Consider the following 24,892-nt stretch of genomic DNA (forward strand, 5'->3'; position numbering starts at 1 on the left):
CCCAGTGCTTCTTCTGCAGTAGCAGGCATATCGGGAAGGGGCGTCTTAAACCATTTTTCGTGAAGTTCATTCAGCGTGCCCTTCTGTTTCAGGTCTGCAATGGCCTTGTTCACTTCCTGCTGCAGCTGTTTGTTATCCTTATTGAATCCAAAGGCAAAGTACTGCACCTTGGAGTCCGGTACATCTACCACGCGGAAAGCGCCTTTGCCGTCGGTGGCCACGAAGTAGTCCGCTGCCGGTTTATCAAGGATGCCTGCCACGGCACCGCCTGCCTTGAGTTCCATAATAATGTCGGAGGAATGGTCAAAGTTTCTGGTATGCATGCCTTTGTCCTGGGCATAGTAGGCTGCGGTAGTACCTACCTGTACAGCAATTTCCTGTCCCTTTGTCATGTCGTCTACGGAGTGGATGTCGCTGTCTGCCTTGGTCACCACGGCCAGTTTCGTTTCATAGAAGGGAGCAGCGAAAAGGATTTTTTCCGCTCTTTCTTTCGTAGCCGTCATGCCGGAGGCAGTCATGTCCACTTCTTTGGACTGGAGAGAAGGAATGAGACCGTCAAAAGCAATATTTCTGAATTCCACATCTTTTCCCATTTCCTTTGCTACAGCCCGAACCACATCGATTTCATAGCCTGTATAATCCTGACCGTCTTTTGTCTTAAATTCAAAAGGCACATATGTAGCATTGGTGGCCACTTTCAGCACATTTCCGCCGGAAGCGGAAGATGCGGCCTGTTTTTCTCCACCGCAGCCTGCCATCATACCTGCTGCCAGCAGCAGAGCGGATGTAATCAATACGCCTTTTTTCCACAGTTTCATAGAAACACCTCATTTTTATGCAATTTATACAAATTATGTAAATAATTATACACATCTATGTCTGCTTTGTCTACAAAAAAATGGAGCACAGTGAAATGATTTCCCTGTGTCCCATTTCTTTATCGTATATTCCTGTTCAGTTCGTCCAGAGTTTCCGTAAAGCTGCCGGAAAAATGGTCCATAAACCAGTCCACTTCTTCCATATGAAGCGCTTTCAGTTTTTCTTCTGTCGATTTATAGGCTTCCTTGAACTCGCTGTTTCCATCCCTGATTTCTTCCATGCATTTCAGATAGGCGCTCAGGGTATCCGCCGCTTTGGCCAAAGGCCAGAGCGGATCTTTTTCCATGTCCACAACAAAAGGTTCATAGGAAGGCTGCAGTTTTTCCGGCAGGGTATGGAGAAGCTTTTCTCTGGCCTGGTCTTCTATTTTCTGGTACTGATTCCGAAGGTCCCGGGTGAAGTATTTCACCGGCGTCGGCATATCTCCGGTAAAGACTTCGCTGGCATCATGATAAAGGGCCAGCAGGGCCGCCCTTTCAGGATTCAGATCCTTGTGGAAAATATCCCTGCCGATGACTGCCAGGGCATGGGCAATCATGACAGTCTGCAGAGTATGCTCCGCATCGTTTTCGGGGATGGAATTCCGCATGAGGCCCCAGCGGGAAATATATTTCAGCCGGGACATGAAGGCAAAGAAGGGATAGTTCATTCCATATGCCCCCAGTGCTCGCCGTAAAACCAGAAATGATGTACCGGTCCATGACCGTGGCCCAGTGAATCCACCGCTGCCCGGCGGATAGCACCGTCCATGTATTTCTTTGCCTCGCCCAGGGCTTCTACCAGGGAAAGGCCTCTGGCCATTTCCGCTGCAATGGCACTGGACAGGGTGCAGCCGGTGCCATGGGTATTTTCCGTCCGGATTCTCTTTCCTTCAAAAACCCGGAACTGGTGGCCGTCATAAAGAATATCCCGGGCATCTTCCACACTGTGACCGCCCTTGACCAGGACAGCGGCAGGCCCCAGATCCATAAGACGGACCGCTGCTTTTTTCATGTCCTCTTCATTGGAAATCTTCATGCCGGATAGAATTTCCGCTTCCGGAATATTGGGCGTAATGAGTGTGCTTAGAGGAATCAGCTTTTTCTTATATACCTCGATGGCATCTTTTTCCAGAAGTACGGCACCGCTGGTGGCCGCCATGACCGGATCCACAATAAGAGGCCTTCCTCCATGGGACGCCAGGAAGTCAGCCACGGTCTCCACAATGGAAGCGGAGGAAAGCATGCCGGTCTTTACCGCCCGGGGCGGGATATCATCAAATATGGCTTCCAGCTGGGCCTTCACCATGTCATCAGGCGTATTCACCACCATGGTGACGCCTTTGGTATTCTGGGCGGTTAAGGCGCAGATACAGCTCATACCGTAGGTACCAAGGGCCGCAAAAGTCTTGAGGTCCGCCTGAATGCCGGCACCGCCGGAAGAGTCTGATCCTGCCACTGTCAATACGGGAATCATGTCACCCCTCCTTTTTCAGCTGGCGCAGGCCGGCTGTAAAATAGCCGACCAGTCTGCCCTGGTTCCAGGCCAGATCATAATTAATGACTGCAATGCCTGCCAGATCAAACTGGATAGCTGCGCTGCAGGTGGTCAGCAGATAGGACTGCAGGAAAGGATGATGGCTGACCAGGGCAATGGGTGAACCGTCCTGGATCAGATGATTTCTCACCATCTGCCAGTTCGGCTGGAGAAGCTCATCTGCCGTATGGATTTCCTCGGCAAAGCATTCCTCTGCCAGAATGCCGGCGGTCTGCCGGGTGCGGACATAGGGAGATGTAAAAATCCGTATCGGATTTTCCTTCAGAAACCGGGCCAGTATCCGGGAGGTACGGCGTACCTGCCGCATCCCCTTGGGCGTAAGCCCTCTTTCTCTGTTTTCCACATCCTCCGTCTGGGGTACCGCTTCCCCATGGCGCATAAGAATTATATACATACTATCACCCTCCAATTCCCCATGAATGTTATTCCTTCCCTTCCGTATCTCTTCCTACGGAATAGGAGTCTTTCTCCTTGGGACTTCTTGCATATGTAATGGAAAGATTTTTTCCCACAGTGGTATAGGTCTGTTCCACCGGTGAACCATTGGCCAGTACCTTGTAAATGACCACCCGCCCGTCCTTGATATGTACCAGGGCGGTCAGGTCATTTTTCATCCTGGTTTCTGTCTTCTTCCCGCTCTTATCCTTCAGCTGCACCCGTTCGGAAAGCTCCACCACCGAAAGCTTCTTCAGCTGCTCCGGAAGCATGTACATACGGTCCGCGGGGAAATTGAAATGGACAAGCCCGTCAGAAGCGGAAATCACCCGGGTAATGATGTAAAGCCCTCCCGGCTTTCTGTCCGACGCTCCCGTCAGCTCCAGCAGGCCTTCACTGTTTTTATCAAAAGAAAGGTAGATTTCCTCCCCTTTTTCCGGCGTGACTGACCCCTTCCAGGGGGCCTCCGTCAGGGGAATATAGACAGGAAGATAATTTCTTCCATAGAAATCGCCTTTGAAATCAATGGCCGCCGGTACCTCATACTCTGCGCCGTCCAGCATGGCAGACCGGTAATCCCCCCGGATCCAGAAAAGGGAGATTCCTTCAATGATAAAGACCACCGCCAGAAGAATGAGGGATAATTTTTTCGATATCATCGGGATGCCTCCTCTCTCCGGCTATCCTTTTCCCTGCGGCCCGCTTTTCCCTTTTGCCGGCCGGGCAGATAGAGGATATAGCAGATGACCGCGGCGGCAATGCCTATGCCGAGGAAGAAAAGTCCCCGCTGGGTGAAACTCAGTGCCGAATCAATGACCCGGATAGCCCCGTCGCCTGCCAGAAGAAATATGCCGGCCCAGCTCTGCACAGGCCGATCCATGAGATATCCCCGTAGAATGACGCCCCCTGCCAGAATGCCCGCATAAACGGAAACAATAATGGCAGGCAGTGCGCCGGAGGTTTCAAAAATTGATATGATAGCTGACAGCGCCATCACGAACGGCGTCAGCCCTGCCAGCACAGAAAGCCATTCCTTCTTTAAGGCAATTCGGAAAAGGAGTACCCCGTCAGCAGCCAGGAAAAGCAGAAAAATGAACCAGAGTGCATAGCTTCCGGAAATATCCGCCCACACCGTACCGTAGGAACCTTCAAGCAGCACTGCAAAAACTGCGATACCGCCGAAAAAGCGAAGTGCTTCCGCTCCCAGGCCATATTCTCTGAACAGGCCCCCTGCCATCCATGTGAGAGCAGCGGCCAGAGAAAAGAACAGCGTCTGCCACAGCATATTGCCGGCCGACCAGAAAATCAGGAGAAGAACCCCTACTGCCCAGACCCAGGAAAAGCAGATCACTGCCCTGTCCCGATGACTTCGGAGCAGATGGCCCAGAAATCCTAAAGCCAGGAACATGTATATCCAGGAAGCCGCCTCAGGCCATCCCCTTACCGGTGCGCTGTAAAAAATACCCACCGATACAATCATATAGATGATTCCCATGCCTGCTGATTCCGTCACTGCCGTGAGAATCAGGAGAAGAAAAGCACAAAGGGCCAGCGCGGTATAGAGATCCGAAGAAAGCTTGAAGGAATCTCCCACCATCCAGAAAGCGCCTATGAGGCAGATGCCATGGAAGGTACCTGCCGCCTCCCGTATGAAAACAGGCACCCGGTGGACAGAAGCTGTACGCCTGACCGGCTTCGGAACACTGCTGTCCTCCGCCTCCTCCTTTTCCCTTTCACCGGTAAGAGCCTTCTGTCTGCTCTTTCCCAGGGGAACACCTCCATGGTCTGCCAGAAAAACAGCTGTCACCAGGAGGAAGGAAACCGCCAGGGGCGCCAAAGCCAGCAGGAAGCGCTGATCCTGGTCCAGTCCATTCCACAGACTGGCGCACAGGAAAAAAATACCTCCTATGATGCACACCACTGCCAGAATGAAAAAAGCTTCTTTATAGGCAGCTCCATCTTTCTTTTTATAACGGGAAAGAATTTTCTTTCCCGCATCCTCCGAAATCACATCTTCCTTCACCCATTGGGGTATTTCCTGCTTCAGCCAGCTGCGGTTCGTCATTATATCACATCCCGGATTGATTGTATTTTCATGATGATCCGCCCTGAACTGCAGCAGACCATCCATATGCAAAATCATTTTCTTTCTTTATTCTATACAACCGCAGAGAAAAAAGCTATTACTTCATGCAGGCCTTCGCCTGCGGCCAGGAAGTTGGACGGCTTATCAGGATATCCTTCCCTGCCGTCTCTACCGTCAGCATAACAGGGAGCGGAGAAATCGCCTCCTCCGTTATTTCCTTCATATCATTCTTTACACGCCGCCCATTTTGTGTATTCTACCAACAGTTAGATGACCAATAAAAAATGCCCCGCCCAAGCGGAGCATTTCTTTATTTTACAATCAGCACAGGACATTTGGAGCGGCTTACCATGTAGCTGGATACGGAACCCATGAAGATGCCCTTCAGGGGTCCAAGTCCGCGGCTGCCCATGACAACCAGGTCGCAGCCTTTTTCCTCTGCCATATTCAGCAGTACCGGTCCCGGAGAACCTACTTCATAAAGTTCTTCATGAGGAACATTGGCAGGCACCATGGCCGATGCCTCTTTCAGATCCTGCTTGCACTGCTCTTCCAGATCTTCCGACAGCTTTGTGGTCAGACAGCCTTCGGCAATGGACACCTGGTCGAAATTGCTCATGGCGGAAACCATATTGCATACAGACGCAATGTAAAGCTTTGTCCCGTCGCCTGCTTCCGCTAAATCTATGGCATGAAGCATAGCTTTTTTCGCATGATCGGAACCATCATAGGGAACCAGTATTTTTTTATACTTTAACATATAAACCCCACCTTTCTTATTCTGTGAAACGGGGAATCTATTGATTTTCTTTATTATAGCATACGAAGGAAAGGACAGAAAGACGGAGAAATGATGCTGCATGGATGGTCCGAAAGTTTAGACAATTCTAAAGACTGCAGGGAGCTTCTCAAAGAAACTCCCTGCAGTCTGAAAATCTCTATCGGTCCGGAGAAGCGCTGATTCAATCAGTGTTTTCCTGGAAAAGCACCGGTTCATTCCAAAAATGAAAGCGGTATTTTTTAAAAAACAAAGGTATCATTTTCCGGTTTAACCTTTTTATTATGGAACGGTACCACCAGCGGCATATCATTGGCTGCCCGCAGGTCTTCCATTTCCTGCCAGGTCAGATGATTGGGCCAAAGAGCAAACTTGGCCCGCCCCGACTCGAAGAAGCACTTGGCCTTGCCATAGCCATGAATGCTTCCCGTGAGAAGGACACCCATATCCGGATGGGCCATAATGAGTTCCCTGCTGGATGCCCTGGAAAGCTGGGCATCCGTCAGGAAGTAGATATGCCCCTTTTCAATCGTCTGATTATCCCATAGATTGAATATGGAGAAAGGCAGCTCCGTAATTTCATCATGCACGAAATACTTTCTGTGTCCCAGGCGGAGCCACTCCTCATACAGCTTGGGAGACATATGAATGGGATGTTCCTCGCCGAAGGTTTTGTGAAACAGAATGCCCATGGACAGCCCTCTTCCATAATGAGGTACAGGCATAAGCAGAGGCGCTCCCTTCTCCATTAAAGCTGCTGCCTTTTCCAATACCTGTTTTCTCAGATCGCTTCCCCGATCTCTCCGGCTGTAGGCCGCATCGATGACCGCCATATCCGCATGCATGCCCCGCACGGCATCGCAGCGGTAGAAGGTATCATTCTCCCGATAATCGCCGGAGAAAAACAGGCTGCGCCCTTCCACCTCGATTTTAAACCATACCGCACCGGCACAGTGGCCCGTTCTGCCCCATTTCACTGTAAAATCAGGCTCCAGTTCCAGCTCCGGTGCAGTGGAATCCAGAATCATGGTATTCCAGGGCTTATAGTGTATCTGCCGGTAGGTCTGGTTGGACATAAGCACAGGCCCATTGAACCCTTTCTTCACAAGGTATTCGATCGCTCCTGTATGATCTCTGTGTGAGTGGGTAATGAAAAGATATTCCGCCTTATGAATCTGTTCGGGCATCAGATCCGGCACCCGATCCAGCCCGTCGGTGGAGGTACCGGCATCCACAATAAAGGCATGGCGATCCCCTTCCACATAAAAACAGTTTCTTCCTTCATCACCGCATCCGCCTGCTACAAAAAGCTGCATATCCACATCTCCGTAAAACCTCCCCATGGAGGCCTGGTCTGATAAGCCAGTTTACCTGGAAAGCGTCCGTTCCGCAAAATTGCCTGGCAGCGGACTGCCTTTCACCCTGTTCAGAACGGCAGATGCAGCACACTTTTCAGTCTGTCCCATTTCAGGAAGTGCTGATTCATTCATAGAGTCTGTTTTGATAAGTATTTGTATGTATTACTGCGTTGTGGAAATTCTCAGACAGCTTTCTGTGCGCGTCATTCCATTCTCTGTAATACATCACCATACAGGAATAAAAGCAGACAGCGATTGAATCAGTGCTCCGCAAAGCACCGCACCGGCTCGTCCCCTATTTTCTAAAACATAAAGAAGACAAATAAAAAAAGAGCCTTGCGGGATTCGTAAGGCTCCATTGCTCCGTATATTTTACTTATCTTATTATATAATTTTTACCTTCATTTGTAAAGGAACTCTCAGTAGGATGTCTTGGACACCCGGTAAAGGGCGATATAAATATCTTCCGCTTCATCGGCCGGATCCTTCCGGTTATCATTGTAGGACACCGGTTTTCCATCGGATGTATAGGCACCCTGCAGCTTGTTCAGGATCTTATAGTTGATTTTCTGTCCCAGCTGATCAGCTCCTACCGCCGTATCGTACTGCAGGATATAATCCACCATGCGGTAATTGCCATAATCCGGCCAGGTCAGGGGACGTTTGTAAATTTCCGCATACAGGGTCGCCCGGATCACTGGAAGCTCGCCGGCGGAAACAGGATCCCGTTCGATGGTATCCGCATCTGCATAAATCCGTTCTTCATTGCTGGTATAAACGACAAGGTATTTATCATAGTCATTCATCATCTTATCGGATGTAGGAATCTTTCCTGCTGCCATGGCGGCGCCGGGGATCAGTGCGCAGGCCAATGCAAGAGCTGCCAGTTTTGTCTTCATAAAAAATCCTCCTTTTGCATACGGGTCATTTTTATCATATCTATTATACCGTTCCTTTGGAAATATGGCAAAGCGCAGGGGAAGGGATCCGCCCCATTGTTAATTATTGTTATTTTATTTCAAAAATAAACTTGACAATAATAGTAAACCGTTGTATTATATAGTCGTAAACAAAAAGGAAATCACCATTGGCCGTGGTGATTCCACTCATTGTTACCAATCTTTCTCAACAATCCAACGTCTCCAAAAGAAGCCTCCCAAAAGGGAGGCTTTAGACGTTCTATGGGATAGTTGGGATAGTAAGCCGGTGGATTAATCGGAATCACGAACGGCAGGTACGGAGATTCTTCGCCGGTACTCAGAATGACTCGCAGGGCGGGACTATGGCTTCTTCACGGCCATCCTCTTCCTATCACTGGCAAGGTCCCCCTTCTGCCTCAGCGGGAAGCGTCTCACATGATTTTCAGCCACCTGCCGGCTCCCTGCGAACCGGTGCACCTGCCATCATCGTTGAAAAGGCAGGACACATCACGCTGAATAAAAACTCCTTGTCCCTAAAGGGAAACGACTCACCCCACTTTATGCGCTGCAAAGCGAAGATACTACGATCCGCATCGGCAAAAGCGTCTGTCAACCCTGAGAACCTTCCGGTCATAAGGACGGTCAAACTAAAGAAGCTCCAGCGCCTGAAGGGCGTTGGAGCTTTTACACTTTCCCGTCTATTATTTCAGTTCTGCGGTGCAGTGAGGGCAGCGGGTGGCATCATCGGCAATAACTTCCCGGCAGTAGGGGCATTTTCTCGGTTCCTTGGCCGGTGCCTTCGGGAAGAAACGGTTGATCTGCTTCACCACGATGAAGATGGCAAAGGCCACGATGAGGAAGTCGATTACATTATTCAGGAACTGTCCATAAGCAATGACCGGAATTCCCATTTCCTTGGCTTCCGCTATGGTAGAAACGGGTACCCGGGACAGGGGCAGGAACAGATTGGAAAAATCAATGCCTCCCAGAATATATCCCAAAGGCGGCATGATAATGTCACTGACCAGGGAAGACACAATTTTCCCGAAAGCGGCCCCGATGACAACGCCGACTGCCATGTCTACCACATTGCCGCGAAGGGCAAAATCTTTAAATTCTTTGAGCATGCTCATAAAAAGAGCTCCTTTCTCCCTGCAAGAGAAACTATAACATTGAAATATTTTATCCCACTATATCATAATTTCCGCCCCTCTAGCAAGGGAAAGGGCATTGTGCTGCAAAATAAAATGCTCTCTTTTTCCTTTTCTTCTTTTCTTGTCCTGTGATAATGACTTTTAATCATATCTAATTATGTGCTTATACTGATTTCACAAGAATCCAACGAAGCCAGGGCCGGGGCGGTATAATATATACAGGTAAGAATTAAATGAGGGCCGGCCCGGATGCTGGAATGTTCACCTTCACGGGCAGGCCTGTGGTTGTGATAAACAGGAGGAGATTACTATGTTCCGCTTTACACTTCCCAGGGATATTTATGCAGGCCATGGAGCCATTGAAAAGCTGTCTGTGCTGAAGGGGCATAAAAAAGCCTTTATCTGTACCGGCGGTCATTCCATGCGGCGCGGCGGTTTCCTGCAGAAAGTCGAAAAGGTGCTGCAGGACAATGGGATGGAAACCCGCATTATGGAGGGCATTGATCCTGATCCATCTATAGAAACAGTAAAGGAAGGCGCCAGAGCCATGAGCGAATTCCAGCCCGATGTGATTGTCGCCATCGGCGGAGGTTCTCCCATTGACGCAGCCAAAGCCATGTGGGTTTTCTATGAACATCCGGAGCTGACCTTCGAAGATATCAAGAAACCCTTCTCCCTTCCCCCTCTCCGGCAGAAGGCGATTTTTGCTGCCATTCCTTCCACCTCCGGCACTGCGTCGGAAGTCACTGCCTTTTCCGTCATTACGGACTACACCAGCGGCATCAAGTACCCGCTGGCCGATTTCAACCTTACTCCCGATCTGGCCATTCTGGATCTGGACATCCCTCTCACCATGCCGAAGACACTCACCGCCCACACCGGCATGGATGCTCTCACCCATGCTACTGAAGCCTATGTATCCACCTGCGCCAACGGATTCACTGATCCCCTGGCCAAACAGGCTGTATCTGATATTTTTGACAATATTCTGGAATCCTACCACGGCGATAAGGAAGCCCGCGGAAAAATGCACATTGCCCAGTGCCTGGCCGGCATGGCCTTCTCCAACGGCCTTCTGGGAATCACCCATTCCCTGGCTCATAAAATCGGGGCTGTGTTCCATATTCCTCACGGCTGTGCCAATGCGATCCTCCTGCCCTATGTCATCCAGTTCAATAAAAAATCCTGCATGAGCCGTTATGCGGACCTGGCACGGATTGCAGGCCTTCCCGGCCACACAGACCCTCAGCTGGTGCTTTCCTATGAGGATGCCATCCGCCACCTGGATCGAATGATGGACATTCCTCTCTCCCTTGCAGCCTATGGCATTCCGGAGAAACTGTATCTGGAAAAGAAGGACTCCATCGCTCACAATGCGGTTCTGGACGCCTGCACGCCGGAAAATCCGCGGCCCGTGGATGATGAAACCATGGGACGCATTCTGGAATGCGCCTACTACGGAAAACCGGTAAACTTCTGATTGTCCCGCTGCCCTTCCCGCATACTAAAAAGCTTAGAAGCAGAAATGCTTCTAAGCTTTTTTCTGGTGCGAGCGAAGGGACTCGAACCCTTATGCACCAGGCGCAGGATCCTAAATCCTGTGCGTCTACCAGTTCCGCCACGCTCGCATGGACAATTTCTATTATATAGGAGAGCCTTTCAATGGTCAAGAAATCCATCTCAAGGACATAGAAAAACAGTTCCCGGATTTGGAGGAGGATGAAAAAAATAGATCTTTCTTGCTGGGGGAACTGTTTTTGACAGGCAGGTGTCGGGGAAAACCGTTTCCTGATGAAACGGATATTTCCTTAGCAGGACTTCCTGCACTTTTATTTTACACCTTTTTTGAGAAAATTTATCAAAATTTATGATAGTGCTTTTTTATAAACAGGTATAAATATTTTGTCAGAAAAATGCAGAAAGAAGCGCTGTGCAGAGGGATTAAAAAGATGAACCGCTCCTTTACGCCTGACGGTTCTTCCTTTGTGCCCCATGCTGCTCATGCTCCTGCCGGCCTGCGCACATCACACCGGGATTTCCTTAATCACATCAGCCAGAGTATAGGATTTCATTTTTTCTTCCATGGCTTTCTGCACTTCCATCAGTTTTCCATCTAACGCATGATGGATACCCCTGCCTACAGGGCACAGGGGATTGGGATGCTCATGGAAATGGAAAAGTCCTTCCTCCTTCAGATTTTCCACCGAACGGTATACATCCAGCAGCGTAATATCTTCCGGCTTCCTGGCCAGGAAGGTGCCGCCGGTGCCGCGATGGACGGTAATCATCCCGTCTCCCTTCAGCCGGGATAAAAGACGGCGGATGATGACGGGATTCACTTCTATGCTCCCGGAAAGAATATCACTGGTCACCTTCTGCTTGTTCTGATAAAGAGCAATATAAGAAAGCATGTGGATGGCAATCGTAAATTGGCTGGAAATCTGCATGGTACCTCCTTGATTTCACTGAAATTCATATTTCATAGATCTTTTACCGTTATCATAGCAGATTACCGGTATAAAAGTAAGGCGGGCCCTGGAAGCCCGCCTTCTGTACCACTCATAAAATGAATTAATGAATCACTGCGAATCCGCCGGTCCAGGAAATCTTTTCCCTGGCCGCCAGAGAAATCTGCAGGAATCCCATTGCTTCCAGTTCCCGGGCCCGTTTCAGAGAACCTGCATCCACCACAGACAGTCCGCTTCCCTTCAGGGCCTCTGCCAGTGCAGTCTTTGCCTCTGCAGAATCGGAAGCTGCCAGCACCACTGTCGGTTCTTTTTCACCGACCCTGCCGGAAGCCAGCACGGCGGCAAAGTTCGTATTAAACGCCTTGACCACCAGAGAAGCCGGCACCTTTTTCTGGATTTCATCTGCTGCTGAAGAATCAGCCGGAACCACCAGTTCATCAAAGGTGGAGAAATTAACCGGGTTGGTAATATCCACCAGCACCTTTCCTGCCAGTTCCTCCTTATGGGCTTCCAGAATGCTGTCTACTGCACCGTAAGGCACAGCCAGCACCACCATATCCCCTAATGTTCCCTTGAAGTCATGGCCTGCATAGACCACCTTCTGTCCTGCTTTTTCAAAATTGCCGCCAATGGCTTTTCCCATGTTTCCTTTGCCGAAAATTGTAATTTCCATGTTTTTTCCTTCTTTCTTTTACATCACCGGAGGAGCCTGCCCCTCCGCCTAATTATGTAACTTCTCTTGTTACACTTAATATAGCAGAATTCTGCTGTTATGTCAACAGTTACATCAATAAATAAAATAAAAAAGCTGTGAAAAAATGATTCATATTTTTCCACAGCCTTTTTTTATCATTATTTTTCTTTAGGAACCATATCTTCCGCTTTCAGCGTGCCTTCCCTGCGCCGTTCCGCAAATTCCGCCGTCGCTGTAAAGAGCACATCGCTGGAACTGTTCAGCGCCGTCTCGCAGGCATCTTCCAGCACAGAAATAATGAATCCCACAGCCACCACCTGCATGGAAATATCATTGCCGATTCCGAAGGAAGCGCAGGCTACAGGAATCAGAAGAAGCGATCCGCCGGCCACGCCGGATGTGCCGCAGGCACCAATGGATGAAACTATACAGAGCAGAAAAGCTGTAGGCAGATCAATGGCAAGCCCCAGCGTATGGGCAGCCGCCAGTGCCAGTACGGAAATGGTAATGGATGCGCCGGCCATATTGATGGTCGCTCCCAGAGGGATGGAAATGGTATAGGTATCCGGATTCAGGCCGAGACGCCGGCAGAGAGACAGATTGACCGGAATATTGGCAGCAGAGCTTCTGGTAAAAAAGGCATACACACCGCTTTCCTTTACTGTAGCCCACACCAGGGGATAGGGATTCTTACGGGTTTTCAGATACACAATAAAGGGATTCATGACAAAGGCCACCAAGCCGTAGGAAACGATCAGCACTCCCAGAAGACGTGCATAGCCCAGAAGAGCTCCCAGTCCTGCCGTTCCTACAGAATCGGCCACCAGTCCCATAATGCCCAGAGGCGCAAAATGAATAATCCAGGTTACCATCTTCGTAATGGCTGAAGCCATATCATTAAGACAGTTTCTTGTCACATCTCCTGCGGTAGAACGGAGTGCAATCCCCAGAATCACCGCCCAGGCCAGGATGCCGATATAATTGGCATGCATCAGGGCAGATACCGGGTTATCCACAATACTCAGCACCAGAGAATGAAGCACCTCCACAATACCGCTGGGCGGTGCCAGCTTGGCATCAGGCGCCACTGTCAGATTCAGGGCTGTAGGGAAAAGGAAAGACATGGCAACCCCTACCAGGGAAGCACAGAACGTGGCAATCATATACAGCTCGATAATCGGCTGTATCCGGCTCTCCGCATTCTCCTTCTTCTGGGCCATGGCATTCATGACCAGGAAGAACACAAGAACCGGCGCCACTCCTTTTAGCGCCTTTACAAATAAATCGCCAAAAATCTTAACTACCGGAATGGCCGGCTGGCAGAACAGGGCAATCAAAATCCCGATAATCAGCCCTATGGCAATCTGCTTAATCAGCGCCACTCCTGTAACCCATCTTTTTATTGTTGTCAGCAAAATAAACCTCCTGCACACCCCAAAACGCCTCCTGTCTCTCCCGCGGACAGGACAGCAGCCGTTTTCCCATAGAAACGGCTCTACACAAAAGAAGAAGGGAAAAATCCTCCTGGATAGGAATTTTTCCCAACAACGATTACAGTATACCCCACTCCTGTATCAGTTGCAATCAATTTATTATTGAATGATATTTTAGCATAGGTATGCATGAGGTGAAACAGACTTTACAGGTTTAGATGGTTTAGAGAATGGTGTTGGCATCGCCGGTGCAATTTATAGTCCTTTCCTCAGGCAGAATACGCCTTTCTATGATTATCTTTAAAGTCATCACATCCCATAGGCAGCACCTCTCAGAATTCTCTCACTAAAAAAACTCCCCGAAGGGAGTTTTTTAGAATTTCCTTTATTCCACATCTTCCGGAAGTTCTGCGTTGGTGTACACTTCCTGTACATCATCCAGATCTTCCAGTTCAGCGGTCAGGTGTGCCATGGTCTGGGCAGCATCGCCTTCCAGCTTGACATAGTTATCCGGCACCATAGCCACTTCGGAAGCTTCTACCGGAATGCCTTCTTTTTCGAGGGCATCAGATACGGTGAGGAATTCCTCCGGGGTGGTGGTGATTTCATAGCTGTCTTCATTGGAGGAGACATCTTCTGCACCGGCGTCAAGAGCTACCATCATTACGGTATCTTCGTCAGCTGCTTCTTTGCTGACTACAATGGTTCCTTTTTTCTTGAACATCCAGGATACGCATCCCGGGGTGCCTACGGAACCGCCGTGATGGGTGAAGGCATGGCGGATATCAGCCGCTGCCCTGTTTCTGTTATCGGTGTTGCATTCTACGATGACTGCTGCGCCGCCGGGGCCGTAGCCTTCGTAGGTCACTTCATCAAAGCCTGCACCGCTGGCAGCGCCTACGCCTTTAGCGATAGCTCTCTGAATATTTTCCTTGGGCACATTGTTCTGCTTAGCCTTGGTGAGGGCCAGTTTCAGACGCATGTTGCCTACGGGGTCACCGCCGCCCATGCGGGCTGCAATAGTGATTTCCTTGGAAATCTTTGTGGTAATTCTGGCGCGGATGGCATCGGTTTTGCCCTTTTTGCGCTTAATGTTTTCCCACTTGGAATGTCCGGACATAGTAAGTTATTCCTCCTTTTTATTCCACCAGGGTTCGCCCAGAAGGCGGTCGAGGATGATGGCTACCGCACTTCTCACGCAGAGATGGTTGTACGTGCCGGCGCCATAAATCGGTTCCACAATATAATCAAATTTTTTCATCATTTCCTTGGTCATGCCGAAGCCTGTGCCAAAGAGAATGAATATGGGAGTATCCTCGTTGTGGATTTTCCTGCGCATGGCTGCGTAGGAGACAGTATTAGGATACACCCTGGCATCGGTAGTGACAATAGCCGGTTTTTTCCCTGTTTCTTTTTCTATCTGGGAAATCGCATCATCCAGTGCAGGAACCAGTTCGGTTTCTTCAAAGGCTTCTTTGCGGTTGGCATTGTAGTGAACCCCGCCGCCTGTTTTCCAGTGATTCATAATGCGAAGGGCCATTTCACGCTGTGCTTCCACCGGATGCACAATGAAATATTTCTTCACATCATAGGTTTTTGCCGTTCGGGCAATATCATGGAGGTCATAGTTGGTCAGAGCCGTCGTGACGACTTCCATGTGTTTGTTATAAATAGGATAGTGGATAAGACCTATGTATACAGGTGCCAATGTCACTCCTCCTTTTCTTCCCTGATCTCTGCTATCAGTTTCAAGTCTTCTCCGGACAGCTGCTGTCCTTCAAGAAGATCCGGTCTGTAGCGGAGAGTCCGGCGAAGGGCTTCTTTTCTTCTCCACCGGGCAATATTGGCATGGTGTCCCGAAAGCAGAACTTCCGGCACTTTCCATCCGTTGTATTCCGCCGGTTTGGTGTACTGCGGATATTCGAGGATAGGTTCGTAAAAGGAGTCGGTGGCTGCACTTCCTGCATCCCCCAGAACTCCCGGTACCATGCGGGCTACGGCATCGCTGATGACCATGGCTCCCAGTTCACCGCCGGTGAGCACGTAGTCACCGATGGAAATCAGCTCATCTGCCAGATGTTCCTCCACCCGGTGGTCTACGCCTTCATAGTGCCCGCAGATGAGCACCAGATGGTCGTAGTCCCGCTGCAGTTCCTTGGCCTTATCCTGGTCAAAGGTCTTCCCCGCAGGAGACAGAAATATGACCCGATCCCTCGGACCTTTTTCAGGAAGCACATGATGGCAGGCATCAAAAAGGGGCTGGCACATCATCAGCATACCTGCTCCTCCGCCGTAAATGGTGTCATCCACCTGCCTGTGGCGGCTCTTGGTAAAGTCTCTGGGATTGGTCACAGCCATTTCTATAAGTCCCGCTTCCAGAGCTCTCTTGATGATGCTCTGGTGGAAGAAGGCTTCCACAAACTCCGGAAACAGGGATAATATATCAATTTTCAAGATGACAGCCTCACAGCGGCTTTCCGCCGCCTGTACTTCCCCTGATTTTTCTGGAAAACCAGGGAGCAGACGACATACAGCGAAACATAAACTATTCCCACTCCGGCAGGCGTACCGTCATACGTCCTGCCTTTATATCTATGGAGAGAACGCATGACGGTATGGCCGGAATCAGGATTTCTTTCCCATCCGGCTGCGCGATGACATAGACGTTGTTGGCGCCGGTTTCTATGATTTCCTTCACAGTCCCCACGGTCCTGCCGTCTTCCGTCACCGCTTCAAGCCCTATCAGCTCAAAGTAGTAATACGTTCCTTCCGCCCTTTTGGGAAGTTCGGAAAAGGGAACTTCCACCAGTTTGGAAATAAGGGTTTCCGCCCGGTTCCTGTCATTGACGCCTTCCACATGAAGGATATAGACATTCTTGTGGGGACGTGCCGACAGGAGGCGGAAAGGAGTTCCTCCGATATAGATGGTTTTGAGTTTTTTAAAAATCTCCGGCCTGTCCGTATCGGGAAGAATACGCAAATCACCCCGCACACCATGCGGGGCTACGATTCGGCCGACGATTATCTTTTCATCGGGTTTCATATCAGTTGCGGAAAGCGATAATCTTTCCATCTTCTACCAGGATCTCTCCGCCGGTCAGGGCGTTCATATCATCCCCCACATGGACGGTGACGATCCGGTTCATGGGCTGACGGTTCAGTTCAGCACCAATAGCCAGCTTTTCCAGGTGTTCCTTGTCAGCATTCAGCTTATCCTTCACCTGCTGCATACGGGCTTTCTGGGCTTCGTACTGCGCGCGGAGAGGAGCGACGGCCTGAATGTTGATTTTGGCCTGTTCAGCCAGCTTACCATTCGCTTCGAATTCAAGCTGAGCCATATCATGTTCGACACGGCTGATATTCTGCCCGATTTCATTGAGCAGAGTAGTCTTTAAGGTCTCGGTGAGCTTGGATTTTACAGCTACCGGGACAAGAATCTGCATTTCTTCCATTAAGGCACCTCTCAAATAATATCCACAGCCACCTTGCGGTTTTCCCGCAGAGCACCTGCTTTGACAACGGTGCGGATTGCATTGGCAATGCGGCCTTTTCTGCCAATCACTTTCCCCATGTCTTCCGGGGCAACATGGACCTGATAGATCTCCAGGCTGCCCTTTTCGACTACGGTGACAGAGACGGCGTCAGGGTTCTTGACCAGAGCCTTGACAAGTGTTTCCACTAATTCTTTCATACGCGGCCCCCATTATTTCTTTGCTTCTGCAAACTTAGCAAGGATGCCATTCTTTCTCAGGATAGAACGAACGGTGTCGGTCGGCTGAGCGCCTTTTCCAAGCCAGGAAAGAACCTTTTCTTCATCAATCTTTACCGGAGCGTCCAGTTTTGCAGGGTCGTACCAGCCGATGGTATCGGTAGGAGCGCCGTTTCTTGCTTCTCTGGAATCAATAACTACGATACGGTAGAAAGGATTCTTCTTAGCACCCATACGGGTCAAACGAATTTTTAACATGAAATTCACCTCCTTGAATTAATCTCGGTTATTTATGGAACATCCCGGGGAAACCGGAAAGGTTTCCCAGCTTGGATGGATTTATCTTTTTGCCCCTCATCTTCTTCATGGTCTTCTGCATTTCAGCGAACTGCTTCATCATGCGGTTCACATCCTGGATCTTCACGCCGGCGCCGTTGGCAATACGCTTTCTGCGGCTGCCGTTCAGAATTTTTACATTGGCCCTTTCTGCAGGAGTCATGGAACGGATAATGGCTTCGATGTGTTTGACTTCCTTGCCGTCCAGATCAATGTCCTTCAGCTGGTCCTTGAACTTGCCCATACCCGGGAGCATGCCCAGAATGGACTGGAAGGAGCCGAGCTTTCTGACCTGCTGCAGCTGGCGGAGGAAATCATCCAGGGTAAATTCCCCTTTTCTGATTTTGCCTGCCGCATCCTTCAGGGATTCTTCATCCATATTTCTCTGGGCTGTTTCAATCAGTGTTTCCAGATCGCCCAGATCCAGGATACGTCCGGCCATGCGATCCGGATGGAAATCTTCCAGCCCGCCGTCCAGTTTTTCTGAAACGCCGATCATTTTGATGGGTTTCCCGGTTACAGACTTGATGGAAAGAGCTGCACCGCCTCTGGCATCGCCGTCCATCTTTGTAAGGATGGTCCCGTCGATGCCAAGGTTTTCGTCGAAGGCCTTGGCTGTGTTCACCGCATCCTGGCCGGTCATGGAATCCAGCACCAGCAGGATTTCATGGGGATGAACTTCCGCCTTGATATTCCGAAGTTCCGCCATGAGCTTTTCATCAATGGTAAGACGGCCGGCGGTATCCAGAATAACAATATCACGGTTATAGGCCTTAGCTGTATCCACTGCGTAGGAAGCGATATGCACAGGATCCACATTTGGCGGCATACGGTAAACCGGTACATCGGTCTGCTGGCCCAGCACTTCCAGCTGTTTAATAGCTGCCGGACGGTACACGTCGCAGGCTGCCAGGAGCGGCCTATGCCCCTTCTTCTTGAACATCAGCGCCAGCTTGCCGGCGGTGGTTGTCTTGCCGGCCCCCTGGAGCCCTACCAGCATGATCACCGTCAGGCCGGAAGGAGAAAGGGTAATCTTGCTCTGGGTGCCGCCCAGAAGTTCCGTCAGCTCATCCCGGACGATCTTGATGACCGTCTGGTCAGGCTTCAGACTTCCGAAGACTTCCTCACCCATGGCCTTTTCACGAACATGGGCAATGAAATCCTTTGCCACCTTGAAATTGACATCCGCTTCCAGCAGCGCCCGTCTCACTTCGCGGAGAGCTCCGTCAATATCGCTTTCCGAAAGCTTGCCCTTGCCGCGCAGATCTTTAAACGCAGACTGCAGCTTGTCTCCTAAACTCTCAAATGGCATAAGGTCACCTTCATTCTCCTAAAAAGTCAATCAGCACACGAGCCTTTGTGTGATACTGATCCGGTATCAATTGCATCAGCTCTCTGGCTGCCTTTTCCTTCCCCGGTTTCATGGAAACCAGGTGAAGCACCGATTCGTAGGTCATGAGCTGTTCTTCCCCATGGCGCATGGCATCATGCACCGCCTGCCGGGAAATATGAAAATGTTCTGCAATTTCCGCCAGAGTCAGATTTTCATTATAGTATAAATCAAGACATTCTCTCTGACGGTCTGTGAGGAGAGCCCCGTATCGATCCAGAAGTTCTCCCTTTTCTACAATATTTTCTATAGACATAGTATCACCACAACGTTTGTCATTATACAGGAAGCAGAGACGCTTGTCAAGGAAATTTGCTTTACAGAGCATGATCTCCCTGCGGTTTGAAAAATGCATCTTTGCCGCAGGCTGTATCCTGAAGGTCAAAGTAAAAATATTGTGTTCATTCCTTTCAGGAAAACGAATAAGAATCCAGAAAGCTCCGGTATCCATAAATAAAAAGGTATGCTGCCGTTTTGCAGTCAGCCTTACGCAGCCTGATTCCCGTAAATAGATCAGGAGTCGAAACGTTCCTGACTAAAGAACAGACCGGTTCCTTTGATGTATAATATGTTTATAAAATTAATAAAAGATCTCTACATATATAAAGGAGGATACTTATGCCCTGTACAACTATACTTGTCGGCAGAAATGCCACCTATGACGGATCCACCATGATGGCCCGGAACGAGGACTCTCCCTCCGGCAGCTTTACATCCAAGAAATGGATCGTTGTCAATCCCAAGGACCAGCCCCGTCATTATCAGTCCAAACTGACCCATTTCCACATGGATCTTCCGGAGGAACCTCTTCGTTACACCGCCATGCCGAATGCCCTTCCCGATGAAGGATTCTGGGGTGAGGCCGGCGTTAACGAGGCCAATGTCGCCATGTCGGAAACAGAAACCATTACCTCCAATGCCCGGGTACTGGGCGCCGATCCGCTGGTGCCTGACGGAATCGGTGAGGAGGACATGCTTCTCCTGGTGCTTCCCTATATCCGCAGTGCCCGGGAAGGCGTACTTCGTCTGGGCCATCTGCTGGAAACCTTCGGCACCTGCGAGCTGAACGGCATCGGCTTCCAGGACATGGAAGAGGTGTGGTGGCTGGAATCCATCGGCGGTCATCACTGGATTGCCAAACGGGTGCCTGATGACCGGTACGTTGTCATGCCCAACCAGCAGGGGATTGATGAAATGGACCTTGCCGATGCCCTGGGGGAACAGAAAAATCACATGTGCTCCCGGGATCTGGCTGATTTCATCAGAAATCACCATCTGGATCTCCGTATGAACAGCAGCACCGCCGTTTCCCTGGAGGATGAACGGCATTTCCCCATCCGTCCGGCCTTCGGCAGCAAAGACGATGCCGACCATACCTACAATACGCCCCGGGCCTGGTTCATGCTCCGCTATCTGAATCCTACAAGCTTCCGCTGGGAGGGGGAGCAGGCTGATTTCACGCCTGAATCGGACAATCTGCCCTGGAGTCTGGTGCCGGAGCAGAAAATCACCGTTCAGGATGTAAAATACCTGCTGAGCAGCCATTACCAGGGAACCGCCTATGACTGCTACGGCCACAAGGGAGATGCGCATACCCGCCATCTGTACCGGCCCATCGGAATCAACCGAAATAATTTCCTTGCCCTGACCCAGCTTCGTCCCTATATGCCCAAAGAAAAAGCAGCGGTGGAATGGCTGGCTGTGGGATGCAATGTTTTCAACTCCTTCATCCCCTTCTATGCCAATGTCACTGCCACACCGGCTTATCTGGCGCAAACCGATAAAAATCCGAACAGCAGCCAGTTTTACTGGGCCAGCCGGATCATAGCCGCTCTGGCGGACGCCCACTTTGCCGCCTGCTCCTCGGCCATTGAACGCTACCAGGGAGCTTCTTTCCATAAAGCCCAGGCTCTTCTGGAAACATCGGACCGCACGCCCCTTCCGGAAGACGTCACCGGATTTCTGGCATCCTGCAACGAAAAAATGGCGGCCCTGGCAAAAGAAGAAACCGACCGCTGCCTGGGGCAGGTTCTTTATGAAGCCAGCAATGAAATGAAAAACTCCTTTGCCCGCTCCGATTCCTGAGCTGTGTAAGGAACTTTATGACAAAGCATGGGATAAAAATGCATAGGCCATCGAATCCTGCCTGTTCATCCGTATTTCCCTGAAAAATAGAGATGGATCTGTGGTCGGATGGTATTCTTACCTTTCCTGATGCGGGGAAGCCCGCTGTCACCTTTCCCTATGGAGGCATTATGAAAAGATTCATTCCTGCACTCACCCTCTGCGCACTCCTGTCCGCCGGTTCCGTTTTCGCTGCCCAGCCGCCGCGGGACAACTTTTACTGGCTGGGCCAGATCAATAAAGCCAGCGATGTAATCAATACAGAAGAAGGTCTTCTGACACCGGAAGAGGGCCACGCCTTTGCCCGAGGCATCGACAAAGTGATTCGGGACGGAAATCTTCCCGGTGCCCCGCGGCCCCATAATGTCATTGCCTTCGAACCCTACCTGATCCAGGCAGCCGGACCTGAAATTACGAAAATCCACGCCGGCCGCTCCTCCCAGGACATGCTCACCACCGTAGGCATTATGGAGCAGCGGGAGCACCTCCTCACTATGGCGGAAAAGCTGAACCGGGTGCAGGAAGATTTCATCCGTCTGGCAGAAGAAAATAAAAACACCCTGATTCCCAACTACACCAATGGCGTAGCCGCCCAGCCCAACAGCCTGGCCCACTACCTCATCGCCTATGCCAATGCCTACAGCCGGGACATGCAGCGGGTCCGCGAATACTACAGGCGTCTCAACCGCTCCCCCATGGGAAGCACCGTGCTGAACGGCACCGGCTGGCCGCTGGACAGAGACCGCATGGCATCCTATCTGGGATTTGACGGCCTGGCCTATAATACCTATGATGCCGGGCAGATTTTTCCACAGGAAGCGCCCATTGAAACGGGAAGCATTACCAACTGCATCGCCATCCATACCACCAGCTTTATTGAGGAAATCATGCAGCAGTACGCCCAGCCCCGTCCCTGGATCATTCTGAAAGAAGGAGGCGGAAATACCTACGTATCCTCCGCCATGCCCCAGAAAAGAAATCCCGGCCTTCTGAACAGCTGCCGCACCGATGCTTCCACGCTTCTGGGCATGTCCGTAGAAGCCATGTTCCGTTCCCATAACATTCCTGCCGGCATGGCTGACGGAAGACTGAACGGCGCCAAAGATCTCATGCCGCAGGCCTCCAAAGTCCTCACCTCCATGGACAAAATCCTGAACAACCTGGTGATTGATCCCGCCCGCTCCCTGGAAGAGCTGAATCTGGACTGGACCTGCTCCCAGGAAATCGCCGACGAGCTGATGAAGAACCACGGCATTCCCTTCCGCATAGGCCACCACTTTGCCAGTGAAATCGTGACCTACGCCCGGGCCCATGATCTGACGCCGAAAGACTTTACCTATGAGGATGCAAAAGCCATCTATGCCAAAGTCTCTGCGGAAGATCCCGATATGCCGCAGACCTTTCCCATGACAGAAGAAGAGTGGCAGCATGCCAAAGACCCTGCTTCCATTGTAAGGAACAGGAAAGTCAAAGGCGGACCCCAGCCGGAAGAGCTGGATAAAATGATTCAGATGGCCAAAGATGACCTGGCCGATAACAAAGCCTGGACAGAAGAAACAGAAAACAAACTGAAAACCTCCGAGCAGAAGTTGAACCGGGATTTCAACCGGCTCCTGTAAGCTGCACATATATAGGACAAAGAGATTTTTGAAATAATAGAGAAACAGGCAGCTTACCATCCTTTCAAAAATTTCTTGCGAAATACAGGAATCATGGAAAAGTGGCAGTGAAGAAATGACTGACATTCCTTCACTGCCACTTTAACGTGCTTTTTCCGGGAATCCCTGACTCTACAGATCTCCCGGTCCATCGATTATGCTTTTATTGTTCACCAGTTCATCCCACGCTGAGAGACAGCAGCCATGCGGTCCCACGGTTCATCATACGGGTAAAAGCCCAAAGAAATATTCACCGCCCCGCAGAAAAGGTCATAAAAAAAGCCCTACCTGCTTCCCATTTCATCAGCAGAAAGCAGAAATCCTTTTTTATTTCCCCGTATAGCGGTAAACCTCTGTCCAGCTGCGGCCGTAAGCACTGTAGAAATCAATTTCACCGCCCTGGTCGCCGGAAGCCCAGCTGCCGCCCCGGGGATTCTGCACGCCGTAAGCTTCCACGGTTCTGCCTCCGCCTATATAGATGGCCACATGGGATTCCGGACGGCAGAGAATATCACCGCGCTGCAGATGATCCTTCACCGCAGCCCAGGGATATCTGGTAAAACCGCCTATGGCCTTCAGATCCGTCCAAAGTGTATCTGCATCCCCGGTCTGCTGCTTTCCCCGGTATACCCGTTGATAAACAGGATTCTTCCTCCAGGCCGCAATGACAGGAAAGCCGGCCTTATCCAGTGCATGATAGACAAAGGAAGAGCAGTCATAATCCGGTCCTTCCCGGGAGCCTGTATAAGGATGAGAAGGCGTAGCATTTTCTTTCCCCTGGGAATACCCGTGAACAGGATTCCGGGCAATATCCACCGCCCAGGAAACCGCCGTCTCCATATGCCCCGGTGCCGCTGCCAGACTAACCTGAGCTGCGGAAACCATAAGCATAAACGCTGCTGCCAGCCCGTAAAGCTGACCGCTTTTCCCTGTATGTTCAAACAGCCATTTTTTCATAGATTCACTCCTGTCTGCCCTTCCAAGGGCATCGTCAATTAAAAAAATTATACAAAGAATCAGAAAGCCGGTCAATCGACTGCAGGAACGGTTCTTATGGAACAGACAGAAATCCACCTTCCCCCTGCTCCAAAATCCTATGCAGAATCTCCCTGAAGAGAACATAAGAGCCATTCCGCAGAGTACGGGAAATCGGAAACCAAAATCCCAAGCACATATTCCTGAACTCTTTTCCAATGCCATTATATAGCAGCGGTGCCCAAAGCAGCAGATTCATTTCTACACCATCCATGATGCAGGGAAATTTCTCGACTTCACTCGAGATAATAAGGAGAAAACGCTTCTGTCTCTCAAAATGACGGGAAAATTCCAATCGAAAACACCACAAGGAAACCCGGTATTTTTTCCTTGCCTGCCCAATGAGTTCGGTGTCTGCATGGTCTACGGCCGCTGCTGTACAAGGTACGACGGCGCGCGCCAGGCATGAGTCTCCCGTCATTTCTGCAGTAGTATAGGCGGAAATGATATTCCGGATTTCCCTGTGGTGTTTGTTTGACTGCCTGATCAGGCGGGGAGTAAAAGGAGTTAACTCATGGAAGTCTGCTGTCCACCTTTTCTTTCCCTATGGCCATCTCGGGAACTGACGGACAGGTTCTTTCCATTCTGCGGATCTTTCACATCCCTCTACCATATAAATAGAAAAGCTTGTCCGGATGTAAACCTCCATGCCAAAAATCATTCATTATCGTCTCTTATCCTATCATGCTTCCTCAAAATAATAATGACCGGATAAAACTGATTTATTTTTTGAATAAATAAAAAGAGTACCAATCGCCTCAGGCCGCCACTAATAAAAGGGAGGACTTATCTAAGGCTGGTACTCTTTATACTGAATGCAGCAGATGCGCTTCCCCCTGTCAATAGAAGAACAGATCCCCCCATTTTTCATTTTTCTGCTTTGGTCCCGTCATCAAAGG

At 50.3% G+C, this 24,892-nt stretch carries 27 protein-coding genes and 1 tRNA gene; 4 read left to right on the forward strand and 24 right to left on the reverse strand.

Annotated features, from left to right (window positions below):
- The 10 genes from ACI4N7_RS08875 to mscL all read right to left on the reverse strand — a co-directional run.
- Positions 1-818: basic amino acid ABC transporter substrate-binding protein (locus ACI4N7_RS08875; protein WP_439733003.1), on the reverse strand; the 818-nt coding region annotated here is incomplete at its 3' end.
- Between the two features lie 119 nt (positions 819-937).
- A complete protein-coding gene (yfbR, locus tag ACI4N7_RS08880; protein ID WP_439733004.1) occupies positions 938-1,528 on the reverse strand; it encodes a 5'-deoxynucleotidase in 591 nt (196 codons plus the stop codon).
- A complete protein-coding gene (gene thiD, locus ACI4N7_RS08885) occupies positions 1,525-2,334 on the reverse strand; it encodes a bifunctional hydroxymethylpyrimidine kinase/phosphomethylpyrimidine kinase (RefSeq protein WP_439733005.1) in 810 nt (269 codons plus the stop codon). The genes yfbR and thiD overlap by 4 nt, the downstream gene beginning before the upstream one ends.
- Before the next feature lies 1 nt (position 2,335).
- Positions 2,336-2,809, reverse strand: a complete 474-nt coding sequence (locus ACI4N7_RS08890; RefSeq protein ID WP_439733006.1) for a SixA phosphatase family protein — start codon at positions 2,807-2,809, stop codon at positions 2,336-2,338.
- A 28-nt stretch (positions 2,810-2,837) separates the two neighbouring features.
- Positions 2,838-3,509 carry a hypothetical protein gene (locus ACI4N7_RS08895; RefSeq protein ID WP_439733007.1) on the reverse strand — a complete coding sequence of 224 codons (672 nt, stop codon included), beginning with the start codon at positions 3,507-3,509 and terminating at the stop codon, positions 2,838-2,840.
- Positions 3,506-4,981, reverse strand: a complete 1,476-nt coding sequence (locus ACI4N7_RS08900; protein ID WP_439733008.1) for a DUF2157 domain-containing protein — start codon at positions 4,979-4,981, stop codon at positions 3,506-3,508. Before ACI4N7_RS08900 ends, ACI4N7_RS08895 begins: the two co-directional genes overlap by 4 nt.
- Before the next feature lie 265 nt (positions 4,982-5,246).
- Entirely contained in the window at positions 5,247-5,696 is a 450-nt protein-coding gene (locus tag ACI4N7_RS08905) for a universal stress protein (protein ID WP_439733009.1), read from the reverse strand.
- 260 nt (positions 5,697-5,956) lie between these two features.
- Positions 5,957-7,030: an MBL fold metallo-hydrolase gene (locus ACI4N7_RS08910; RefSeq protein WP_439733010.1), complete on the reverse strand. Its 1,074-nt coding sequence runs from the start codon at positions 7,028-7,030 to the stop codon at positions 5,957-5,959.
- A 461-nt stretch (positions 7,031-7,491) separates the two neighbouring features.
- The gene (locus ACI4N7_RS08915) at positions 7,492-7,971 is read right to left on the reverse strand and encodes a hypothetical protein (protein WP_439733011.1); all 480 of its coding nucleotides are present in this window, start codon (positions 7,969-7,971) and stop codon (positions 7,492-7,494) included.
- 722 nt (positions 7,972-8,693) lie between these two features.
- Complete coding sequence (gene mscL / locus ACI4N7_RS08920) at positions 8,694-9,125, reverse strand: large conductance mechanosensitive channel protein MscL (RefSeq protein ID WP_439733012.1); 432 nt, start codon at positions 9,123-9,125, stop codon at positions 8,694-8,696.
- 331 nt (positions 9,126-9,456) lie between these two features.
- Here mscL and ACI4N7_RS08925 point away from each other — a divergent pair, with 331 nt between their 5' ends.
- Entirely contained in the window at positions 9,457-10,626 is a 1,170-nt protein-coding gene (locus ACI4N7_RS08925; RefSeq protein ID WP_439733013.1) for an iron-containing alcohol dehydrogenase, read from the forward strand.
- Between the two features lie 64 nt (positions 10,627-10,690).
- On the opposite strand, the gene ACI4N7_RS08930 is transcribed toward ACI4N7_RS08925, so the two are convergent.
- Positions 10,691-10,774 (reverse strand) — tRNA-Leu (locus ACI4N7_RS08930).
- On the opposite strand from ACI4N7_RS08930, the gene ACI4N7_RS08935 reads away from it, so the two are divergent.
- Positions 10,775-11,017, forward strand: coding sequence for a hypothetical protein (locus tag ACI4N7_RS08935; protein ID WP_439733014.1), 243 nt, complete (start codon positions 10,775-10,777; stop codon positions 11,015-11,017). It abuts the tRNA gene before it with no gap.
- Between the two features lie 153 nt (positions 11,018-11,170).
- On the opposite strand, the gene ACI4N7_RS08940 is transcribed toward ACI4N7_RS08935, so the two are convergent.
- From ACI4N7_RS08940 to ylxM, 12 genes are all read right to left on the reverse strand, one after another.
- A complete protein-coding gene (locus ACI4N7_RS08940) occupies positions 11,171-11,593 on the reverse strand; it encodes an Rrf2 family transcriptional regulator (protein ID WP_439733015.1) in 423 nt (140 codons plus the stop codon).
- A 124-nt stretch (positions 11,594-11,717) separates the two neighbouring features.
- The gene (locus ACI4N7_RS08945) at positions 11,718-12,287 is read right to left on the reverse strand and encodes an NADPH-dependent F420 reductase (RefSeq protein WP_439733016.1); all 570 of its coding nucleotides are present in this window, start codon (positions 12,285-12,287) and stop codon (positions 11,718-11,720) included.
- 179 nt (positions 12,288-12,466) lie between these two features.
- Positions 12,467-13,723: a serine/threonine transporter SstT gene (sstT, locus tag ACI4N7_RS08950; protein WP_439733017.1), complete on the reverse strand. Its 1,257-nt coding sequence runs from the start codon at positions 13,721-13,723 to the stop codon at positions 12,467-12,469.
- A 403-nt stretch (positions 13,724-14,126) separates the two neighbouring features.
- Positions 14,127-14,861: a YebC/PmpR family DNA-binding transcriptional regulator gene (locus ACI4N7_RS08955; RefSeq protein WP_439733018.1), complete on the reverse strand. Its 735-nt coding sequence runs from the start codon at positions 14,859-14,861 to the stop codon at positions 14,127-14,129.
- A gap of 6 nt (positions 14,862-14,867) precedes the next feature.
- Positions 14,868-15,449: an RNA methyltransferase gene (locus ACI4N7_RS08960; protein ID WP_439733019.1), complete on the reverse strand. Its 582-nt coding sequence runs from the start codon at positions 15,447-15,449 to the stop codon at positions 14,868-14,870.
- A 2-nt stretch (positions 15,450-15,451) separates the two neighbouring features.
- Entirely contained in the window at positions 15,452-16,195 is a 744-nt protein-coding gene (gene trmD, locus ACI4N7_RS08965; RefSeq protein ID WP_439733020.1) for a tRNA (guanosine(37)-N1)-methyltransferase TrmD, read from the reverse strand.
- A gap of 91 nt (positions 16,196-16,286) precedes the next feature.
- Positions 16,287-16,784 carry a ribosome maturation factor RimM gene (gene rimM / locus ACI4N7_RS08970; protein ID WP_439733021.1) on the reverse strand — a complete coding sequence of 166 codons (498 nt, stop codon included), beginning with the start codon at positions 16,782-16,784 and terminating at the stop codon, positions 16,287-16,289.
- A gap of 1 nt (position 16,785) precedes the next feature.
- Positions 16,786-17,193: a YlqD family protein gene (locus ACI4N7_RS08975; RefSeq protein WP_008859918.1), complete on the reverse strand. Its 408-nt coding sequence runs from the start codon at positions 17,191-17,193 to the stop codon at positions 16,786-16,788.
- An 11-nt stretch (positions 17,194-17,204) separates the two neighbouring features.
- Positions 17,205-17,432, reverse strand: a complete 228-nt coding sequence (locus ACI4N7_RS08980; RefSeq protein WP_439733022.1) for a KH domain-containing protein — start codon at positions 17,430-17,432, stop codon at positions 17,205-17,207.
- A gap of 12 nt (positions 17,433-17,444) precedes the next feature.
- Complete coding sequence (rpsP, locus tag ACI4N7_RS08985; protein WP_273095934.1) at positions 17,445-17,708, reverse strand: 30S ribosomal protein S16; 264 nt, start codon at positions 17,706-17,708, stop codon at positions 17,445-17,447.
- 28 nt (positions 17,709-17,736) lie between these two features.
- Positions 17,737-19,098: a signal recognition particle protein gene (gene ffh / locus ACI4N7_RS08990; RefSeq protein WP_439733023.1), complete on the reverse strand. Its 1,362-nt coding sequence runs from the start codon at positions 19,096-19,098 to the stop codon at positions 17,737-17,739.
- A 10-nt stretch (positions 19,099-19,108) separates the two neighbouring features.
- Positions 19,109-19,504 (reverse strand): YlxM family DNA-binding protein, encoded by a 396-nt coding sequence (gene ylxM, locus ACI4N7_RS08995; RefSeq protein WP_439733024.1) that lies wholly within the window; start codon positions 19,502-19,504, stop codon positions 19,109-19,111.
- Positions 19,505-19,794: 290 nt separating this feature from the next.
- On the opposite strand from ylxM, the gene ACI4N7_RS09000 reads away from it, so the two are divergent.
- Together ACI4N7_RS09000 and ACI4N7_RS09005 are read left to right on the forward strand one after the other, a co-directional pair.
- Positions 19,795-21,261: a C69 family dipeptidase gene (locus ACI4N7_RS09000; protein WP_439733025.1), complete on the forward strand. Its 1,467-nt coding sequence runs from the start codon at positions 19,795-19,797 to the stop codon at positions 21,259-21,261.
- A 170-nt stretch (positions 21,262-21,431) separates the two neighbouring features.
- Entirely contained in the window at positions 21,432-22,919 is a 1,488-nt protein-coding gene (locus ACI4N7_RS09005) for a lyase family protein (RefSeq protein WP_439733026.1), read from the forward strand.
- 366 nt (positions 22,920-23,285) lie between these two features.
- On the opposite strand, the gene ACI4N7_RS09010 is transcribed toward ACI4N7_RS09005, so the two are convergent.
- On the reverse strand, positions 23,286-23,915 hold the full coding sequence (locus tag ACI4N7_RS09010; RefSeq protein ID WP_439733027.1) for an NlpC/P60 family protein: 630 nt from the start codon (positions 23,913-23,915) through the stop codon (positions 23,286-23,288).
- Between the last annotated feature and the right edge of the window lie 977 nt (positions 23,916-24,892).

Origin of the sequence: Dialister sp., assembly GCF_051885895.1 — a bacterium.
Lineage (GTDB): Bacteria > Bacillota > Negativicutes > Veillonellales > Dialisteraceae > Dialister.

Excerpts from the sequence above, each read along its gene's own strand:
- ACI4N7_RS08935 (WP_439733014.1), top strand. The coding sequence starts at position 10,775 with ATGGACAATTTCTATTATATAGGAGAGCCTTTCAATGGTCAAGAAATC.
- yfbR (WP_439733004.1), bottom strand. The coding sequence starts at position 1,528 with ATGAACTATCCCTTCTTTGCCTTCATGTCCCGGCTGAAATATATTTCC.
- rpsP (WP_273095934.1), bottom strand. The coding sequence starts at position 17,708 with ATGTTAAAAATTCGTTTGACCCGTATGGGTGCTAAGAAGAATCCTTTC.
- thiD (WP_439733005.1), bottom strand. The coding sequence starts at position 2,334 with ATGATTCCCGTATTGACAGTGGCAGGATCAGACTCTTCCGGCGGTGCC.
- ACI4N7_RS08915 (WP_439733011.1), bottom strand. The coding sequence starts at position 7,971 with ATGAAGACAAAACTGGCAGCTCTTGCATTGGCCTGCGCACTGATCCCC.
- ACI4N7_RS08925 (WP_439733013.1), top strand. The coding sequence starts at position 9,457 with ATGTTCCGCTTTACACTTCCCAGGGATATTTATGCAGGCCATGGAGCC.
- ACI4N7_RS08980 (WP_439733022.1), bottom strand. The coding sequence starts at position 17,432 with ATGAAAGAATTAGTGGAAACACTTGTCAAGGCTCTGGTCAAGAACCCT.
- rimM (WP_439733021.1), bottom strand. The coding sequence starts at position 16,784 with ATGAAACCCGATGAAAAGATAATCGTCGGCCGAATCGTAGCCCCGCAT.
- ACI4N7_RS09010 (WP_439733027.1), bottom strand. The coding sequence starts at position 23,915 with ATGAAAAAATGGCTGTTTGAACATACAGGGAAAAGCGGTCAGCTTTAC.
- mscL (WP_439733012.1), bottom strand. The coding sequence starts at position 9,125 with ATGAGCATGCTCAAAGAATTTAAAGATTTTGCCCTTCGCGGCAATGTG.
- ACI4N7_RS08910 (WP_439733010.1), bottom strand. The coding sequence starts at position 7,030 with ATGCAGCTTTTTGTAGCAGGCGGATGCGGTGATGAAGGAAGAAACTGT.
- ACI4N7_RS08890 (WP_439733006.1), bottom strand. The coding sequence starts at position 2,809 with ATGTATATAATTCTTATGCGCCATGGGGAAGCGGTACCCCAGACGGAG.
- ylxM (WP_439733024.1), bottom strand. The coding sequence starts at position 19,504 with ATGCTCTGTAAAGCAAATTTCCTTGACAAGCGTCTCTGCTTCCTGTAT.
- ffh (WP_439733023.1), bottom strand. The coding sequence starts at position 19,098 with ATGCCATTTGAGAGTTTAGGAGACAAGCTGCAGTCTGCGTTTAAAGAT.
- ACI4N7_RS09005 (WP_439733026.1), top strand. The coding sequence starts at position 21,432 with ATGAAAAGATTCATTCCTGCACTCACCCTCTGCGCACTCCTGTCCGCC.
- ACI4N7_RS08955 (WP_439733018.1), bottom strand. The coding sequence starts at position 14,861 with ATGTCCGGACATTCCAAGTGGGAAAACATTAAGCGCAAAAAGGGCAAA.
- ACI4N7_RS09000 (WP_439733025.1), top strand. The coding sequence starts at position 19,795 with ATGCCCTGTACAACTATACTTGTCGGCAGAAATGCCACCTATGACGGA.
- ACI4N7_RS08940 (WP_439733015.1), bottom strand. The coding sequence starts at position 11,593 with ATGCAGATTTCCAGCCAATTTACGATTGCCATCCACATGCTTTCTTAT.
- ACI4N7_RS08900 (WP_439733008.1), bottom strand. The coding sequence starts at position 4,981 with ATGGATGGTCTGCTGCAGTTCAGGGCGGATCATCATGAAAATACAATC.
- ACI4N7_RS08895 (WP_439733007.1), bottom strand. The coding sequence starts at position 3,509 with ATGATATCGAAAAAATTATCCCTCATTCTTCTGGCGGTGGTCTTTATC.
- ACI4N7_RS08975 (WP_008859918.1), bottom strand. The coding sequence starts at position 17,193 with ATGGAAGAAATGCAGATTCTTGTCCCGGTAGCTGTAAAATCCAAGCTC.
- ACI4N7_RS08905 (WP_439733009.1), bottom strand. The coding sequence starts at position 5,696 with ATGTTAAAGTATAAAAAAATACTGGTTCCCTATGATGGTTCCGATCAT.
- ACI4N7_RS08945 (WP_439733016.1), bottom strand. The coding sequence starts at position 12,287 with ATGGAAATTACAATTTTCGGCAAAGGAAACATGGGAAAAGCCATTGGC.